We start from the raw sequence: 17,426 nt of genomic DNA on the forward strand, positions 1-17,426 counted from the left end.
TGCGCCCGTCCTTCGTCACCGGCCTGCGCAACGAAGTCCAGATCGTCATCACCGTTCTGAGCATCGCTCCGGACGAGTTCTACGACGCGCTGGCCATCAACGCGGCATCCATGTCGACTCAGATCTCGGGACTTCCGTTCTCCGGTCCGATCGCCGGCATCCGCCTCGCGCTCATCAACGGCCAGTGGGTGGCCTTCCCGAAGGCTTCGCAGCTGGCTGACGCTGTCTTCGACCTCACGGTCGCCGGCCGCCTCGTCACCGACGAGAACGGCAACGAAGACATCGCCATCATGATGGTCGAAGCAGAAGCAACCGAAGGCGCCTGGAACCTGATCCAGGGCGGCGCCATCAAGCCGAACGAGGACGTCGTCGCCGAAGGCCTCGACGCTGCGAAGCCGTTCCTGCTCCAGCTGGTCAAGGCTCAGTCCGAGCTCGCCGCCCAGTCGGCCAAGGAAGTTCGCGAATACCCGGTCTTCCTGCCATACAACGACGAGACCTTCGCCGCTGTCTCGGCTCTTGCCCGCGAAGAGCTCGCCTCGATCTACCAGATCGCCGACAAGGTTGCGCGCCAGGACGCCGACGACGAGCTGAAGGACCGCGTCAAGGCTGCGATCTCGGCCAAGGTCGAAGCAGGCGAGCTGTCAGCTGACTCCAACAACCAGGTGTCAGCTGCGTACAAGTCCGTCACCAAGGACGTCGTCCGCACCCGCATCCTCACCGAGGGCGTCCGGATGGACGGCCGCGGCCTTGCAGACATCCGTCCGCTCGATGCCGAGGTTCAGGTCATTCCTCGCGTTCACGGTTCGGCGATCTTCCAGCGCGGAGAGACCCAGATCCTGGGTGTCACCACGCTGAACATGCTCAAGATGGAGCAGCAGATCGACTCGCTGAGCCCGATCACGAAGAAGCGCTACCTGCACCACTACAACTTCCCGCCGTACTCCACCGGTGAAACCGGCCGCGTCGGTTCGCCGAAGCGTCGCGAGATCGGACACGGCTTCCTCGCCGAGCGCGCTCTCGTTCCTGTGCTGCCGAGCCGCGAGGAGTTCCCGTACGCCATCCGCCAGGTGTCTGAGGCTCTCAGCTCCAACGGTTCGACGTCGATGGGTTCCGTCTGCGCTTCCACCCTGTCGCTGCTCAACGCCGGTGTGCCGCTGCGCGCCCCGGTTGCCGGTATCGCCATGGGACTCGTCTCGGACGAGGTCGACGGCCAGACCCGCTACGCGGCTCTCACCGACATCCTCGGTGCCGAAGACGCGCTCGGCGACATGGACTTCAAGGTCGCCGGAACGAGCGAGTTCGTCACGGCGATCCAGCTCGATACGAAGCTCGACGGCATCCCTGCCTCGGTGCTGAAGGCCGCGCTGACCCAGGCGAAGGATGCTCGTGCAACGATCCTCTCCGTCCTCAACGCCGCGATCGACGCTCCGGATGAAATGGCACCGACCGCGCCCCGCGTGATCAGCGTCAACATCCCCGTCGACAAGATCGGCGAGCTGATCGGCCCCAAGGGCAAGACGATCAACGCCATTCAGGACGAGACCGGCGCGGACATCTCGATCGAGGAAGACGGCACCGTGTACATCGGCGCCGTCGACGGACCGTCGGCTGAGGCCGCTCGCGCCCAGGTCAACGCCATCGCCAACCCGACCAACCCTGAGGTCGGCGAGCAGTTCCTCGGAACTGTCGTGAAGATCGCCACGTTCGGCGCCTTCGTCTCGCTGCTCCCGGGCAAGGACGGCCTGCTGCACATCTCCGAGGTGCGCAAGCTCGCCGGTGGCAAGCGTGTCGAAAACGTCGAAGACGTGCTCGGCGTCGGCCAGAAGATCCTCGTTCAGATCACGAAGATCGACGACCGCGGCAAGCTCTCCCTCGAGCCGGTCGTCGCTGAGACCGCCGGTGCCGAGCGCGTGCACCCCGACGCTCCCGCCGAGGGTGGCGAGACTGTCCCTGAGATCCGCGTCCACGCCGACGCTCCGGCCGAAGGCTAAGCAGCAGCCTCTCTGCGAACAACGGATGCCCCGTCTCGAGAAATCGAGGCGGGGCATCCGTCGTTAACGCGCCGTGCTGGTAGAGCTGCTGCAGGGGCTCTCGCAGTGGTGCGGCAGTCACTCTTTGCCGCTGTGTGACGTGAGTTGCCACCATTTGTCGCCGAGGGGCGACGAGGTGCGGCAACTCGGCTGTGGCGCTGGATCAGCGCCCACGCGTACACGGAAGCATTCAGCGCCCACCCGCACACGGTGAAGCGCTCAGGCGTCCTGGCTGCGCTCAAGCAGGGGGCGAGCCCGGAACGGGATCAGCTCTCCCATCGCGAGCGACGTCTCTGCACGTTCGACGCCATCGCATTCGAGGATCAGGCCTGTGATCCGGAAAAGATCGTCGGCGTCTGTGCAGACGACCCGGACCAGAAGATCACTCGTTCCGCTGAGCCCATGAGCCTGGACGATCTCCGGAATCCTGCTCAATTCGTTGACGATCGCACCGAGCTTGTGCTGCTCAAGGTGAACCGAGATGAATGCGGTCAACGGGTAGCCGAGGGCGACCGGGTTGATCCGGCGATCGAACGGATGCAGCACGCTTGAGGTGTCGAGAGCGCTCATCCGGGCCTGCACGGTGTTGCGGGACAGCCCCAGTTTCTCGGCGAGCGCGACGATGGTCGACCGCGGGTCTTCGGTCAGCGCGATGAGGAGGCGCGTGTCGGTACGATCCAGCTTGTGCATACTGCCCGACCTTAGCAGGAGCTATTCCCGCCGGATAGAGCAGAATGTGCACTTCCGGTGGGGATGGTTGTGCGCAATGGGTATCGGGCGTACCGTCTGTATGACTTCTGGCAACGGCGCCGGATGCTGTGAGCGGCTGCGATCCAGGCGCGAGCAGAGCACGAGAGAGAGTTGCGTGTGATTGTGTCCACAACCCATGAAGACACCCGGACCGAGACGCCGGCCGATGGCTCCGACCAGGATCTGAACCCGGGCCAGCTCGAAGACATCGTCCAGCTGATCCGCCCCGACGGCAGCAGAGCTGAAAGCCCCGGTTTCGATCCGTGGGTCGCCGATGTCACAGACGACGAGCTCATCGAGCTCTACCAGGACATGGTCGTCATCCGTCGCATCGACGCGGAAGCAACCGCCCTTCAACGCCAGGGAGAACTCGCGCTGTGGGTGCCGCTCCTCGGGCAGGAAGCCGCACAGATCGGGTCAGGCCGCGCTCTCCGCTCCGACGACTTCGTGTTTTCCAGCTACCGCGAGAACGGCGTCGCCTACACGCGCGGCGTCGGCCTCGGCGACATGCTCACGGTCTGGCGCGGCATCGCCTCCTCCGGCTGGGACCCGTACGCCTTCGGTATGGCGACTCCCGCCGTCATCATCGGCGCCCAGACCCTCCACGCCACCGGTTACGCGCTCGGCTGCGCCTACGACGGCGTCGACTCGGTCGCCATCGCCTACTTCGGTGACGGAGCGACCAGTCAGGGTGACGTCAACGAAGCGATGGTGTTCGCATCGAGTTTCCAGGCGCCGGTGATCTTCTTCTGCCAGAACAATCAGTGGGCCATCTCCGAGCCGGTTCGGCTCCAGGCCCAACGCCACATCTCGGATCGTGCGCCCGGGTTCGGCATCCCGAGCATCCGCGTCGACGGCAACGATGTCCTCGCCGTCACGGCCGCTACCCGGATCGCCCTCGACCGGGCGCGCAGCGGCGGAGGCCCCACCTTCATCGAAGCTGTCACCTACCGGATGGGACCGCACACGACCTCGGACGACCCGAAGCGGTACCGCCCAGCGGGCGACCTCGAGGAGTGGAGCCGCAAGGACCCGATCTCCCGGGTCAGCCGACTGCTTGAAAGCCGGGGCGTTCCGATGGACGAGGTGGCGAAGCGGGTGGAAGACAAGGCGGACGCCGTCGCTCGGGACATGCGCGCAGCGTGCATCGCGCTCGACAAGGAACTCGACCCGATGACGGTGTTCGACGACGTGTACGAGCACCCGCATCCGGGGCTCGAGCGTCAGAGAAGCCAGTACGCCGCGTACCTCGCATCCTTCGAAGGGGACGCATCATGACCCAGCTGACTCTTGGCGGCGCCATCAACTCCGGACTCCGGCGTGCGCTGGCCGAGGACGACAAAGTCGTTCTCCTCGGTGAAGACATCGGAAAGCTCGGCGGCGTGTTCCGTGTCACCGACACGCTGCAGCAAGAGTTCGGCCCGCGCCGGGTCATGGACGCGCCACTGGCCGAGGCCGGCATCATCGGCACGGCCGTCGGCCTCGCGTTCCGGGGTTATCGCCCGGTCTGCGAGATCCAGTTCGATGGATTCATCTACCCGGGCTTCGACCAGATCGTCGCGCAAGTGGCGAAACTCCACTACCGGACGCGCGGCAAGGTGAAGGTGCCGATCACCATCCGGGTGCCGTTCGGCGGCGGGATCGGAGCGGTCGAACACCACTCGGAGTCGCCTGAGGCATACTTCGCCCACACCGCCGGGCTGCGGGTGATCTCCTGCTCGAACCCGCAGGACGCCCACACCATGATCCGGCAGGCGATCGCGTGCGATGATCCCGTGCTGTTCTTCGAACCCAAACGCCGCTACTGGCTCAAAGGCGAGGTGTCTGAAGACCTCGGCGCCGAGACGCTGCCGATGGGAAGCGCGCGCGTCGCTCGCGAGGGCACCGACGTGACGCTCGCTGCCTACGGTCCGCTGGTTGCCACCGCGATGGATGCCGCGGTTGCGGCAGCAGACGACGGCATCTCCATCGAGGTCATCGACCTCCGCTCGCTCTCGCCGATCGATTTCAGCACCGTGGAGAAGTCCGTCCGCAAGACCGGGCGTCTCGTGGTCACCCATGAAGCCGCCCAGTCCGGTGGTATCGGTGCCGAAGTCGCCGCGGCCGTCACCGAACGGTGCTTCGACTGGCTGGAGGCGGCACCGGCCCGCGTGACCGGGTTCGACACCCCGTACCCGCCGGCCGCGCTCGAGGAAGCATTCCTGCCAGACCTCGATCGGCTGCTCGACGCTGTGGACCGTGTGATGGGCCGCCGCAACTCCCTCACGGGCTGGAAGGCCACAGCATGAGCGCCAGGCAGTTCTCTCTGCCCGACCTCGGCGAGGGTTTGACCGAGTCCGAGATCGTGGCCTGGAAGGTGTCCGTCGGTGACACGGTGAAGCTCAACCAGATCATCGCCGAGGTCGAAACGGCCAAGGCGCTCGTCGAGTTGCCGTCGCCGTTCGCCGGCGTGGTGTCCCAGTTGTTCGCCGATGAAGGCGCGACCGTGCGGGTCGGGGATCCGATCGTCGAGTTCGACGTGGACGGCGGAGACGTCGAGAACCCGCGGAGCACGCAGGAGTCTGAGGCCGCAGCCACCGCGGCGTCAGACGGCATGCCAGCGGAACTCGACGCTGAGCTTTCGCCGGCCACTCCTCCGCCCGCTGAACGGCAGGGGGTGCTCGTCGGCTCCGGCCCGAAGGTCGAGAGCGGCGGCCGCCCGTCCCGTAGGGCGCGGGCATGGACGGCGGATGCGCATGGACAGCGCCCGCCGGACGTCGAGACACCGGATCCTCCCGCTCCGCGGCGGGACGAAGCCCGGTCGTCGAGCAGCCAGACGTCCGAGGAGAGGCCACGATCGACGCCTCCGGTTCGCAAGCTGGCTCGCGACCGAGGAATCGATCTGACCCACGTGCGAGGCACCGGCGAGGGTGGACTGATCACCCGCGATGACGTCCAGCGCGTCGCCGGATCGACAGCATCGCTCAGAAGTGCAGGCAACGGAACACACGCGGAGCCACAGGCCGACGCGGATGCTCGCGGAAGCCGGGAGGACATCCGCACGCCGATCCACGGAGTCCGGAAGGCAACAGCACAGGCCATGGTGAATTCCGCGTTCACCGCACCCCACGTGACCGAGTTCCTGACCGTCGACGTCACGGCCGGCATGAACCTCGTGCGGTCGCTCGCGTCCTCCTCCGCCTTCGCTGGCAAACGGATCACCATCCTCACCCTCGCGGCAAAAGCCGTGATCCTCGCCGCGAAGCGCACCCCGTCGGTGAACTCGTCGTGGGACGAAGCAGCCCAGGAGATCGTCCAGTACGGCCACATCAACCTCGGTATCGCCGCAGCCACCGGTCGCGGACTGATCGTGCCGAACATCAAGGATGCCGACACTCTGAGCCTCGATGAACTCGCCGACGCCCTTGTCGACCTCGTCGAGGCCGCCCGCGCGGGCGCCACCAGCCCCATAGACCTCAGCGGCGGAACGATCACCATCACCAACGTCGGCGTCTTCGGCGTCGACGCCGGCACTCCGATCCTGAACCCGGGAGAGGCGGCGATCCTCGCGATGGGAGCAGTGCGGCGGACGCCATGGGAGCACAACGGCGACATCGCCCTGCGTGAGGTGATGACGTTGAGCCTGTCGTTCGACCACCGGTTGATCGACGGTGAGCAGGGATCCCGATTCCTGGTCGACATCGGAACGATCCTCAGCGATCCGGGGATGGTCCTCACGATCCTGTGACGTTCCCGGCACCCATAGCGCAGACGGAGGTCTAGGGCTGCTCTCCGCCCTTCGCGCCTTGTCCCGGTGGCTGGCGTTGGCTTTCGGGCGGTTCGCTCGACGCGCTCGCCTGCGTCGTCGACCGGCCGCTGTTGATCGCGATCTTCTCCGGTGACGGCAGTTCCCTGAACGGAATGACGACCTTCAGCACGCCGTCCTCGAACCGTGCGTCGATGTGTGACCCGTCTGCCCGCTCTGGGAGAAAGATGCGCCGGTAGAAGCTCGTGCTGCTTCCGCGGACCATGTGCTTCCTTCTCGCGCTTTTCCGCCTGGATGACGAGCGCTCCCTCACCGATGTTCACGTCGATGTCGGCTTCGCATGAGGAAGTCCTCCCCGAAGACCTGTCGCTGGAGCGCGTCCCGTTCTGCGCGGGGTTGGAACGTGCGAAGCTCCTCGCCATCGGGGTTTCTCTTGCCACTCATCGCCCGGGAGCTGCCGGTTCCAAGAGAGTGTATGCACCGCACCGGAATCCCGACCAGTCGGTGCCCATGGGGCGGGATCCGTGCGTGAAGCACCGAGCGGTGGCAAGCCGTAGCCGGCCAGCGGAGCAGCCCCGGACTTACCTCAGCGCTGCGAACGCCATCCGCTCGAGCACATCCCGAAGTTCGCCGTGGGGGAGCTCCTGCCCGCTGTACGGTGTCGAGTTCATCAGGCCGAAGGTCGCGTGGGCGCGGATCCGAAGCACGGCGACGTTCGTGGTCGGCTGCATGCGCTGCAGGATACCGACCCACAGTTCGACGTAGCGACGCTGCAACGCCCGGACGGTGTGGCGGTCATCGTCTGACAGGCTGTCCAGGTCGCGATCCTGCACCCGGATCACGTCCGGGTTGTTGAGCGCAAAGCGCACGTGGAACTCGACGAGCGCTCGGAGTGCAAGTTCCCCGTCCGGCGCTCGTTCGACGACCTCGGTGCCGCCGTGGAGCAGCTCGCGGCTGACATCGATGAGGATGGCGGCGAGCAGTGCCTGCTTGCTCTCGAAGTGGCGGTAGACGGCTGGGCCGCTCATGCCGACTGCTGTGCCGAGGTCCTCGATCGAGACGCCGTTGAAGCCGCGCTCTGCGAAGTGGCGAGCGGCGGCGCCCAGGAGTGCTTCACGGCGTTGCGCTTTCGCCTCGGTGCGTCCGACTCGCAGCGACGGAGCATCCCTGTCACCGGGGCGGACCCCGAGCCGGGTGTTCTCGGCCATGCACCCTCCATTGGAAGCGAAGCGGGGAGTTGAGTTAATCCATACTAACGCCTCGCGGACGCCTTCGCTCGGGAAGGTGCAGCACCGGACCCGTGGGCACCCCCACGCAGTTCGCGCCCGTGAGCCACCGCTCCCGCGCGACGATCCCGACCACTCTGGACATGTCAGTTAATTGCTACTAACCTCGACATCAGTTAGTGCCGCCTAACCGAGTGGTCCTGGCGGTGTCCAGGGTACAAAGGACTGTCAATGCAGACACTGATCTCGTCGGTTTCCGCCTCGAGCGAAACCTTTGCGCTCAACGCCGACGGGCAACGCGCCCTGGTAGCCGACCTGCGGGAGCGACTGGCCGTAGCCGCCAGTGGCGGCTCGGCAGCGTCCCGCGAGCGGCACGCTGCCCGCGGCAAGCTGCTCCCGAGAGAGCGGATCGACGAATTGCTCGACGAGGGCAGCCCGTTCCTCGAGATCGCGCCGCTCGCGGCAACGGGGCTCTACGGCGATGCCAGCCCCGGCGCCGGCGTGATCGCCGGGATCGGGCTGGTACACGGACGCCACGTCCTCGTCATCTCCAACGACGCGACCGTCAAGGGTGGAACGTACTTCCCGCTCACCGTGAAAAAGCATCTCAGAGCGCAGGAGATCGCCCTCGAGAACCGGCTCCCGTGCATCTACCTCGTCGACTCGGGCGGGGCTTTCCTACCGATGCAGGACGAGGTCTTCCCCGACCGTGATCATTTCGGCCGCATCTTCTACAACCAGGCACAGTTGTCTGCGCGCAGGATCCCGCAGATCTCGGCGGTGATGGGGTCGTGCACCGCCGGCGGTGCCTATGTGCCCGCCATGAGCGACGAGACGGTCATCGTGCGCAACCAGGGCACCATCTTCCTCGGCGGCCCCCCTCTGGTCAAAGCCGCGATCGGCGAGATCGTGACCGCAGAGGAACTCGGCGGAGGGGAACTGCACGCGAGCGTGTCCGGAGTCGTCGACCACCTCGCCGTGGACGATGCCCACGCGCTCTCCATCGTGCGGGACATCGTCGCGACGCTGCCGCCGGCATCCGCTGCGGATTGGTCGATCGTTCCGAGCCGGGAGCCGGTCGCTCCGATCGACGAATTGTATGGGGTGGTGCCGGTCGACGTGCAGGCGCCGTACGACGTCCGGGAGGTGATCGCCCGGCTCGTGGACGCGAGTGAGTTCCACGAGTTCAAAAAGGAGTACGGAATCACCCTGGTCACCGGTTTCGCCAGGCTTCATGGCCACTCCATCGGCATCGTCGCCAACAACGGTGTCCTCTTCTCCGAATCGGCGCTGAAAGGTGCCCATTTCATCGAACTGTGCGACCAGCGCGGCATCCCGCTGATCTTCCTCCAGAACATCTCAGGCTTCATGGTCGGCCGGGACTACGAGGCAGGGGGCATCGCGAAGCACGGCGCAAAGATGGTCACCGCCGTCGCCACCACCCGGGTCCCGAAACTGACCGTCGTGATCGGCGGTTCATTCGGAGCAGGCAACTACTCGATGTGCGGCCGTGCCTACTCGCCCCGTTTTCTCTGGATGTGGCCGGCGAGCCGCATCTCGGTGATGGGAGGCGCGCAGGCAGCCGGTGTGCTCGCCACCGTCAAACGCGAGCAGTACGAGCGCGCGGGGACCGAATGGGCCGGCGAGGACGAAGCGGCATTCACAGCGCCGATCCGCGACCAGTTCGAATCCCAGGGCAGCCCGTACTATTCCACCGCGCGGCTGTGGGACGACGGGGTCATCGACCCGGCCGACACCCGAACCCTGCTCGGCCTCGCCCTCGACGTGTGTGCGAACGCCCCGCTCCCTGAGCCGGCCTTCGGCCTGTTCAGGATGTGACCAGATGACCGACACCTCCCGGCCGCCGTTCGGCACCGTCCTCGTCGCGAACCGCGGCGAGATCGCCTGCCGTATTCTCCGCACCCTCCGCGCTCTCGGAATCCGCTCCGTCGCCGTCTACAGCGACGCCGACCAGAACGCGAAGCACGTGACGGATGCCGACGACGCCGTGCGCATCGGGCCTGCGCCCGCCGCGCAGAGTTACCTCGACATCCCCGCCGTGATCGGCGCTGCCATGGCGAGTGGTGCAGACGCGATCCACCCCGGCTACGGCTTCCTCTCCGAGAACGCCGCGTTCGCGAGGGCGTGTGCCGACGCCGGCATCGTCTTCATCGGTCCAGGCGTCGACGCCCTCGAGGTGATGGGCGACAAGATCCGCTCGAAGAACCATGTCGCGGCAAGCGGAGTTCCGGTCATCCCAGGCGACTCCCGCCCTGGCCTCAGCAACACCGAACTCGCCGAAGCGGCAGCGAGGGTCGGCTACCCGCTCCTGATCAAACCGTCCGCCGGCGGGGGTGGCAAGGGAATGCACGCCGTCTCGCACCCGGCAGATCTCGAGGCAGCGCTGATCACCGCCCGCCGGGTCGCCGCAGCAGCGTTCGGCGACGACACCCTCTTCCTGGAGCGGCTCGTGTCGCAACCGCGCCACATCGAAGTGCAGTTGCTCGCCGACAGCCACGGGTCGGTGATCCACCTGGGGGAACGCGAGTGCTCGCTGCAGCGCCGCCACCAGAAGGTGATCGAGGAAGCACCGTCACCGCTCCTCGACGCGGGCACCCGTGCCCGGATCGGTGAGGCGGCGTGCCGTGTGGCAGAGAGCGTCGGCTACGTCGGTGCGGGCACCGTCGAATTCCTGGTGTCAGCGGAACGACCGGATGAATTCTTCTTCATGGAGATGAACACCCGGCTGCAGGTGGAGCATCCGGTGACCGAAGAGGTGACCGGTTTCGACCTCGTCGCCGAACAGATCCGCATCGCCGCTCGCGAACCGCTTCGGGTGACTCAGGCCGACATCACCCTCACCGGGCACGCTGTCGAAGCGCGACTCTACGCCGAGGACCCCGAGCGAGGGTTCCTCCCTGCCACCGGTACCGTCCTCGAACTGCGCGAAGCAACCGGCGACGGCATCCGGGTCGACAGTTCCCTTCGGCAGGGACTTGTCATCGGCAGCGACTACGACCCCATGCTGGCGAAGGTCATCGCGTACGGGCCAGACCGGAGCTCAGCCCTTGCGCAGCTGGATCGTGCGCTCGCCGACACCACCATCCTCGGCGTGCGAACCAACGTCGAGTACCTGCGACTGCTCCTGGCCGACGCCGACGTCCGGGCAGGGAACCTCGACACCTCCCTGATCGACCGGCGCCTGCCCGAACTCCGGTTCCACCGCGCGACGGACGATCACCTCGCCGCCGCAGCGCTCCTGCTCCACAGCGAACGGGAGGCGGCGTCGACCGGATCACCGTGGTCCCGGCCGAGCGGCTGGCGCCTCGGCGAACCCCGACCGACGTCATACGCCTTCAGCCTGGGCGATGAGACGAGGACGGTGTCCGTCCTCAGCGGCGAGCGAGCAGCATCCGTGCGTATCGACGACGGCGAAGAGACCCAGGCTCTCCTCCGTCCGATCGACGGGATCGACCACGCTTTGACCTGGGCTGGACGCACCAGGATGCTCCGCCTCACCCGCAACGCACGCTCGGTCTGGGTCGCCGACGACGGTTTCAGCGTCGAACTACCCATCCTGTCCAGGGAGCAACGGCTGGCCGCCCGCCTCGCGCTCATCTCCCGGAACGGCTCCCCGAGCAGCCCGGAGGTGCGCTCCCCGATGCCGGGGACGGTGATCAGCGTCGAGGCGGTCACCGGGGACAGGGTCGAAGCCGGCGACACCCTCGTCGTCGTCGAGGCCATGAAGATGGAACACAAACTCGTCGCATCCGTCCCAGGCGAGGTCACCGTGCACGTTGCCCCGGGCGACCTCGTCAAACTCGACCAGCTCGTCGCCACCCTCGTCCCATCAGCCCAGCCAGACCCCTCGACTGTTGAAGGAGACACCGAATGAACACCGAACTGAGCGAAGCGCACCAGAGGATCGTCGACGAGGTTCGCGACTTCGCCACCACCGTCGTCGCCCCGGCCGCATACTCCTACGACACCGAACGACGGCTGCCGATGGAGATCATCGCCCAGATGGGCGAAATGGGGCTGTTCGGGCTGCCTTTCCCCGTCGAGGACGGCGGGCAGGGGCAGGACTACTTCGCCCTCTGCCTCGCCGTCGAGGAACTGGGCCGGGTCGACCAGTCCATCGGCGTCACCCTCGAGGCCGGCGTCGGCCTCGGCGCCATGCCGGTGTACCGCTTCGGCACAGACGCCCAGCGCGCAGAGTTCCTGCCGATGCTGGCGAAGGGTGAGGCGCTCGCCGGATTCGGTCTGACCGAAGCGGAAGCGGGGTCAGACGCCTCAGCCACGAGAACCCGGGCACACCGCGAAAACGGCGAGTGGGTCATCAACGGCACGAAGCAGTTCATCACCAACTCCGGCACCCCGATCACCCGCCTCGTCACGATCACCGCGGTGACCGGCGAAAGCGACCGTCCTGACGGCACCGTCAAGAAGGAACTGTCGACGATCCTGGTTCCAACGCCCATCGACGGGTTCACCGTCGAGCCGGCCTACGACAAGGTCGGCTGGCACACCTCGGACACCCACCCGCTCACTCTCGAGAACGTCCGCGTCCCGGAGGCGAACCTGCTGGGGGAGCGGGGCAGGGGTTACGCCAACTTCCTCGAGGTCCTCGACGAGGGACGCATCGCCTTCGCCGCGCTCTGCACGGGAGCCGCACAGGGCTGCGTCGACGAGGCCGTCCGTTACGCGTCGACCCGTAACGTCTTCGGCAAGAACATCGGCTCCCACCAGTACGTGGCGTTCAAGATCGCGCGGATGCAGGCTCGGGCGACTGCCGCCAGGATGGCCTACTACCACGCGGCATCCCGGCTCCTTGCCGGCAAGCCGTTCAAGAAGGAGGCGTCGATCGCCAAGCTGGTGGGCAGCGAGGCCGCCATGGACAACGCCAGGGATGCGACCCAGATCTGGGGCGGCTATGGCTACCTCAATGAGAACACGGTCGCCCGTCACTACCGTGACTCCAAGATCCTCGAGATCGGCGAGGGGACCAGTGAGGTGCAGCTGATGATCATCGCCCGGGAGCTGGGCTTCGAGGCCTAGGCTGTGCCACAGAGAGGGGATGCGATGGCTGAGGAACGACGGGAGATCGTGCAGCGCGGGCTGTACTTCGAGGAATTCGATCCGACGGTTCGATACCTGCACCGTCCTGGCCGCACGGTCACCGAAGCCGACAACGTGCTCTTCACCACGATGACGATGAACACGCAGTCCCTCCACCTCGACGCCGCGTGGAGCGCCGAGCAGCCGTTCGGGCAGCGCCTGATGAACTCGATGTTCACGCTGTCCACCGTGGTGGGTGCTTCCGTCGCACAGCTGACCCAGGGCACCATCGTCGCGAACCTCGGTTTCGAGTCGGTGCGGTTCCCCGCACCGCTGTTCCACGGGGACACCCTGTACTCAGAGACCGTGGTTCTGGCCAGCCGCCTGTCGGCCTCCCGGCCCGGCCAGGGCATCGTCACCCTCGAGCACACGGGGCGGAACCAGCACGGGCGCGCGGTCGTGACCGCTGTTCGGAACACGCTCGTCTGGTGCGAGGGCTCCGCGCCGTGACGGAGTTCGACCTGGGCCCTGCGCTGCTCTTCTGCCCCGCCGATCGTCCTGACCGATTCGACAAGGCGGCCGCGCGAGCGGATGCCGTGATCCTCGACCTCGAGGACGCCGTCTTGCCTGCGGACAAGGCGGCCGCCCGGCGTGCCCTCGCGGAGCATCCGCTCGACCCGGTAACGACGATCGTGCGCGTCAACCCCGCGGGGACCGGCGACTTCGCCGCCGACCTCGCGGCCCTCGCGTCGACCGGCTATCGAACGGTGATGCTCGCCAAAGCGGAGTCCGCCGCCCAGGTCGACCAGCTCGGCGACCATTTCCGGGTGGTCGGGCTCTGTGAGACGGCCAGGGGCGTGCTCGCAGCGTCGGAGATCGCCGCGCATCCGGCGGTCGTCGCCCTGATGTGGGGAGCGGAGGACCTCGTCGCTTCGCTCGGCGGCACGTCGAGCCGTGATGAGGACGGCCGGTACCGTCCGCTCGCCGTGCACGCACGGTCGAGTGTGCTTCTCGCTGCTGGGGCACACGGCCGGGCCGCGATCGATTCGGTGTATCTCGACATCGCCGATCTCAGCGGACTCGCATCGGAGGTACGCGACGCTCAAGCATCAGGGTTCGCAGCGACAGCGTGTATCCATCCAGGTCAGGTGGAGACGATCCGGTCAGGATACGCCCCGAACGAGCACGATATCGCGGCCGCTGAGGCGGTCCTCGCGGCCGCCGAAACCGCGCAAGGGGTGTTCCGTTTCGCGGGCAGAATGGTCGATGAACCGGTGCTCGAACATGCCCGATCCGTGCTGCGCAGAAGCCGCTTCATCCGGCCGTGAAACGCTGATACCAAATCGTTACGAAGTATTTCCCGTGCTGACGCCGATGCGGGTCAACGGTGTCGGTGGACTGGCATATTCTGGCCACAGGTGCGGGGGCGCTACGACCCCCACATCCCGCGAGATTACGGGCGAAGTGGGTGAATCGGATGACCAGGATGGTTCCTCGCCTGTTCCCATCCGAGCAGTCGGAATCCGGGTCGTCCCACCCCCGCGAGGCACAGCCTGATTCGTCGCTGCACCCCTCGTCTCCGATCCCGGTGATGGGCGATGGAGCAGGTCTCGGAGCGGCCATTCGACGCCCGCTCGGGGAGACCGGGCTGAGTGTGTTCCCGCTCGCGCTTGGCACAAGTGTTTTCGGCTGGACCGCTCAGGTCGACGCCAGCGCCGCGATCCTCAACCGCTACTTCGACTTCGGCGGCAACTTCGTCGACACCGCCGACAGTTACTCCGCTGGGAGAAGCGAGCACATCATCGGCCAGTGGATGGCCCGCCGGCACAATCGCGACGACATGGTGGTTGCCACGAAGGTCGGCAACCACCCGGACAACCCCGGCCTTGGTCCTGTCGCGATGGTTCGCGCTGTCGAGGCCAGCCTCGAACGCCTGCAGACCGACCACATCGACCTGCTCTACTTCCACCTCGACGACCGGACTGTTCCTCTCGAGGACAGCCTGGGTACGGCGCAGTGGTTGATCGAGTCAGGCAAGGTGCGTTACCTCGGTGCCTCGAATTTCTCCGCGGAACGACTCGTCGAAGCGCGCATTCTCAGCGCAGCGGGCTACCCCAGGATCGAAGCCCTCGAAACGCACTACAGCCTGCTGCACCGCCAGCCGTTCGAGGGTGACCTCGGGCTGGTCAGCCGTGGTCAGAGGCTCGGTGTGATGCCGTATTTCGCTCTCGAGAGCGGTTTCCTGACCGGCAAGTACCGGTCCAGATCAGACCTGGACGGTTCCGCCCGCGGCTCCCGAGTCGCGCGTCATTTCAATCGCAACGGCCTGCGTGTTCTTCACGCCCTCGACACCGTGGCCGCCGAACATAACGCCCCGGTGGCGTCCATCGCGCTCGCCTGGCTGCTCGCGAAGCCTGGGGTGGTCGCTCCCGTTGCCAGCGCATCCAGGGCTGAGCAGGTCGACGCCCTCGTGCAGTCGACCGCTATCCGCCTCACCCGCGGGCAGTTGCTCGAACTTGAACGCGCCGCTCGGGTCTGAACCGGCGCAGGTCCTCGGAGGGGCGTGCGACATCACGCGTCTGCTGCCGTAGGGTGGAAGTGATGAACGGCGCCGTTGACCTCCCGCTCGATGTTGCCGAGCTTTCCTTTGTCGCATCCGGAGACGCCCTCGTCCGCCGCAGCGTGCTGCCGAGCGGCGTTCGGATCCTCAGCGAGCACGTGCCTGGCAGCCGCAGTGCCACTCTCGGCTACTGGGTCGCCGTGGGGTCACGAGACGAACTCGGCGCAGCGACCGCCACACCGACACGCCCGGCGCGTGAATCCGGCTACGGCTCCACCCACTTCCTTGAGCATCTGTTGTTCAAGGGCACACCCTCCCGCTCGGCCCTCGACATCGCGATCGCTTTCGACTCCGTCGGCGGCGAACACAACGCGCTCACCGCGAAGGAGCACACCTGCTACTACGCCAGGGTGCGCGACCATGACCTGGCGATGGCCGTCGATGTCATCGCCGACATGCTCACCAGCAGCCTGCTCGACCCGGTCGAGTTCGAGAATGAACGCGGCGTGATCCTCGAAGAGCTCGCGATGGCTGAAGACGACCCGGCCGACGTGGCGAGCCAGAAACTGTTCGAAGCGGTCCTCGGAGATCACGTCCTCGGCCGGCCGATCGGCGGAACGCCTGATGCCATCCGCCAGGTGTCGCGGGACGCCGTGCACGCCCACTACCGCAAGAACTACCGCCCGCAGGACCTCGTGATCACCGCGGCCGGGGCGGTCGACCACGACGCCCTCGTCGCCGATGTGACGACCGCCCTGACCGCTGCGGGCTGGGACCTCTCCGCGACAGCCCGGCCGGTGGAGCGCCGTGGCCAGGCCGAGGCGCCGGTGACGCGAGGGTCAGCGCTTCTCGTCGAAACCCGCCCGATCGAGCAGGTTCACGTTCTTGTCGGGTTCCCGGGGCTCGCCGCATCCGACGAGCGCAGGCTGACCATGGGTGTTCTCAACTCCATCCTCGGCGGCGGGATGTCCTCACGGCTCTTCCAGGAGATCCGCGAAAAGCGCGGTCTCGCCTACTCGGTCTACTCGTTCGCTGCGTCGTATTCGGACGCCGGAGTGTTCGGGCTGTACGGCGCCTGCTCCCCGGCGAAAGCACGCGGGGTCGCCGACCTCATGCTCGACGAACTGCGCCGCCTTGCGACAGACGGTGTCACTCCGGAAGAACTGACCCGGGCGAACGGCCAGCTCTCTGGCGCATCGGCACTCGCACTCGAGGACTCGGACACACGGATGTCCAGACTCGGCCGCGCCGAAATCACCCTCGGTGAATTCCTCGACCTTGACGAGAGCCTGCGAAGGCTCGCCCTCGTCACCGCCGACGAGGTGCAGGCGCTTGCCGTCGACCTCGTCTCCCGACCCCTTTCCCTCGCCGTAGTCGGAGCCGTCAATGAAGACGTATTCGCCGGGTTCGGGACGGATAACCAGGAGTAGCACTCGTGTCCCAGTACATTTATCTCGTTCGTCATGGTGAACAGCAGGACGCCCAGCACGGGCTCGGCGACGGCCCGCTGTCTGCTCGAGGTCGCAGGCAGGCGCACCTGCTCGCCGAACGCATCGGTGGTCTGCCGTTGACGGCGGCTCACCACTCACCGCTGCAACGGGCGTCAGAGACGGCGCGTATCGTCGGTGAACGGATGCCGTCGATCGCCTCCGACCCGAGCGCGCTCTTGATGGACTGTATCCCGACGGGCCCGATGGCCGAGATGCCGTCCGCCTACCTGCCCTTCTTCGGGTCGGTCACCGAGGCAGAGATCGAGGCAGGGACCGCGCAGATGGCGGATGCCGTCGCCGAGTTCCTGGCACCGCGCAAGGGCGATCGGCACGACCTGCTCATCACGCACAACTTCGTCATCGCGTGGTTCATCCGTGAAGTGCTCGGTGCGCCGGATTGGCGCTGGATGACGCTGGACCAGGCCCATTGCGGACTCAGCGTGATCCAGCGCAAGCCAGGCAGGCCATGGACGCTGCTCACCCACAACGACCTGGCGCATCTCCCGATGGAGTTGCGCACCGGGTTGCCGGACGCGCCCCTGGTCTGAGCCTGCTGGATCCGTTTCC

At 66.6% G+C, this 17,426-nt stretch carries 15 protein-coding genes; 12 read left to right on the forward strand and 3 right to left on the reverse strand.

Going from position 1 to position 17,426, the window contains the following annotated elements; genetic code table 11:
- The coding region (locus tag JWP90_RS02120; protein WP_297359103.1) for a polyribonucleotide nucleotidyltransferase at positions 1–1,991 on the forward strand (1,991 nt) is incomplete at its 5' end.
- A gap of 258 nt (positions 1,992–2,249) precedes the next feature.
- Here JWP90_RS02120 and JWP90_RS02125 read toward each other — a convergent pair.
- Complete coding sequence (locus JWP90_RS02125) at positions 2,250–2,720, reverse strand: Lrp/AsnC family transcriptional regulator (protein ID WP_297359105.1); 471 nt, start codon at positions 2,718–2,720, stop codon at positions 2,250–2,252.
- A 243-nt stretch (positions 2,721–2,963) separates the two neighbouring features.
- Between JWP90_RS02125 and pdhA the strand changes: the two genes are divergently transcribed.
- Genes pdhA through JWP90_RS02140 form a run of 3 tightly spaced genes read left to right on the forward strand, consistent with a single transcriptional unit; the run spans position 2,964 to position 6,507 of the window.
- On the forward strand, positions 2,964–4,058 hold the full coding sequence (pdhA, locus tag JWP90_RS02130) for a pyruvate dehydrogenase (acetyl-transferring) E1 component subunit alpha (RefSeq protein WP_297359230.1): 1,095 nt from the start codon (positions 2,964–2,966) through the stop codon (positions 4,056–4,058).
- Complete coding sequence (locus JWP90_RS02135; protein ID WP_297359107.1) at positions 4,055–5,068, forward strand: alpha-ketoacid dehydrogenase subunit beta; 1,014 nt, start codon at positions 4,055–4,057, stop codon at positions 5,066–5,068. The genes pdhA and JWP90_RS02135 overlap by 4 nt, the downstream gene beginning before the upstream one ends.
- Positions 5,065–6,507 (forward strand): dihydrolipoamide acetyltransferase family protein, encoded by a 1,443-nt coding sequence (locus tag JWP90_RS02140; protein WP_297359109.1) that lies wholly within the window; start codon positions 5,065–5,067, stop codon positions 6,505–6,507. Before JWP90_RS02135 ends, JWP90_RS02140 begins: the two co-directional genes overlap by 4 nt.
- 31 nt (positions 6,508–6,538) lie before the next feature.
- Here the strand turns inward: JWP90_RS02140 and JWP90_RS02145 are convergent, their stop codons facing one another.
- Both JWP90_RS02145 and JWP90_RS02150 read right to left on the reverse strand, forming a co-directional pair.
- Positions 6,539–6,838 carry an Hsp20/alpha crystallin family protein gene (locus JWP90_RS02145; RefSeq protein ID WP_297359111.1) on the reverse strand — a complete coding sequence of 100 codons (300 nt, stop codon included), beginning with the start codon at positions 6,836–6,838 and terminating at the stop codon, positions 6,539–6,541.
- A gap of 268 nt (positions 6,839–7,106) precedes the next feature.
- Positions 7,107–7,733: a TetR/AcrR family transcriptional regulator gene (locus tag JWP90_RS02150; RefSeq protein ID WP_297359113.1), complete on the reverse strand. Its 627-nt coding sequence runs from the start codon at positions 7,731–7,733 to the stop codon at positions 7,107–7,109.
- A gap of 249 nt (positions 7,734–7,982) precedes the next feature.
- Between JWP90_RS02150 and JWP90_RS02155 the strand changes: the two genes are divergently transcribed.
- From JWP90_RS02155 to JWP90_RS02190, 8 genes are all read left to right on the forward strand, one after another.
- Entirely contained in the window at positions 7,983–9,590 is a 1,608-nt protein-coding gene (locus JWP90_RS02155; protein WP_297359115.1) for a carboxyl transferase domain-containing protein, read from the forward strand.
- A 4-nt stretch (positions 9,591–9,594) separates the two neighbouring features.
- The gene (locus JWP90_RS02160) at positions 9,595–11,646 is read left to right on the forward strand and encodes a biotin carboxylase N-terminal domain-containing protein (RefSeq protein ID WP_297359117.1); all 2,052 of its coding nucleotides are present in this window, start codon (positions 9,595–9,597) and stop codon (positions 11,644–11,646) included.
- A complete protein-coding gene (locus JWP90_RS02165) occupies positions 11,643–12,809 on the forward strand; it encodes an acyl-CoA dehydrogenase family protein (RefSeq protein ID WP_297359119.1) in 1,167 nt (388 codons plus the stop codon). The genes JWP90_RS02160 and JWP90_RS02165 overlap by 4 nt, the downstream gene beginning before the upstream one ends.
- A 24-nt stretch (positions 12,810–12,833) precedes the next feature.
- A complete protein-coding gene (locus tag JWP90_RS02170) occupies positions 12,834–13,319 on the forward strand; it encodes a MaoC family dehydratase (RefSeq protein ID WP_297359121.1) in 486 nt (161 codons plus the stop codon).
- Positions 13,316–14,137: a CoA ester lyase gene (locus JWP90_RS02175; RefSeq protein WP_297359123.1), complete on the forward strand. Its 822-nt coding sequence runs from the start codon at positions 13,316–13,318 to the stop codon at positions 14,135–14,137. The genes JWP90_RS02170 and JWP90_RS02175 overlap by 4 nt, the downstream gene beginning before the upstream one ends.
- 263 nt (positions 14,138–14,400) lie before the next feature.
- On the forward strand, positions 14,401–15,348 hold the full coding sequence (locus tag JWP90_RS02180) for an aldo/keto reductase (protein WP_297359125.1): 948 nt from the start codon (positions 14,401–14,403) through the stop codon (positions 15,346–15,348).
- A 62-nt stretch (positions 15,349–15,410) separates the two neighbouring features.
- Complete coding sequence (locus JWP90_RS02185; RefSeq protein ID WP_297359127.1) at positions 15,411–16,799, forward strand: pitrilysin family protein; 1,389 nt, start codon at positions 15,411–15,413, stop codon at positions 16,797–16,799.
- Positions 16,800–16,804: 5 nt separating this feature from the next.
- A complete protein-coding gene (locus JWP90_RS02190) occupies positions 16,805–17,407 on the forward strand; it encodes a histidine phosphatase family protein (RefSeq protein WP_297359129.1) in 603 nt (200 codons plus the stop codon).
- The last annotated feature ends 19 nt before the right edge of the window (positions 17,408–17,426 follow it).

The sequence above is a fragment of the Mycetocola sp. genome, assembly GCF_025464835.1.
Lineage (GTDB): Bacteria > Actinomycetota > Actinomycetes > Actinomycetales > Microbacteriaceae > Mycetocola_A.

Coding starts and splice junctions, on each gene's coding strand:
- JWP90_RS02140 (WP_297359109.1), top strand. CDS start 5,065: ATGAGCGCCAGGCAGTTCTCTCTGCCCGACCTCGGCGAGGGTTTGACC.
- JWP90_RS02135 (WP_297359107.1), top strand. CDS start 4,055: ATGACCCAGCTGACTCTTGGCGGCGCCATCAACTCCGGACTCCGGCGT.
- JWP90_RS02125 (WP_297359105.1), bottom strand. CDS start 2,720: ATGCACAAGCTGGATCGTACCGACACGCGCCTCCTCATCGCGCTGACC.
- JWP90_RS02160 (WP_297359117.1), top strand. CDS start 9,595: ATGACCGACACCTCCCGGCCGCCGTTCGGCACCGTCCTCGTCGCGAAC.
- JWP90_RS02180 (WP_297359125.1), top strand. CDS start 14,401: ATGGGCGATGGAGCAGGTCTCGGAGCGGCCATTCGACGCCCGCTCGGG.
- JWP90_RS02165 (WP_297359119.1), top strand. CDS start 11,643: ATGAACACCGAACTGAGCGAAGCGCACCAGAGGATCGTCGACGAGGTT.
- JWP90_RS02170 (WP_297359121.1), top strand. CDS start 12,834: ATGGCTGAGGAACGACGGGAGATCGTGCAGCGCGGGCTGTACTTCGAG.
- JWP90_RS02185 (WP_297359127.1), top strand. CDS start 15,411: ATGAACGGCGCCGTTGACCTCCCGCTCGATGTTGCCGAGCTTTCCTTT.
- JWP90_RS02150 (WP_297359113.1), bottom strand. CDS start 7,733: ATGGCCGAGAACACCCGGCTCGGGGTCCGCCCCGGTGACAGGGATGCT.
- JWP90_RS02155 (WP_297359115.1), top strand. CDS start 7,983: ATGCAGACACTGATCTCGTCGGTTTCCGCCTCGAGCGAAACCTTTGCG.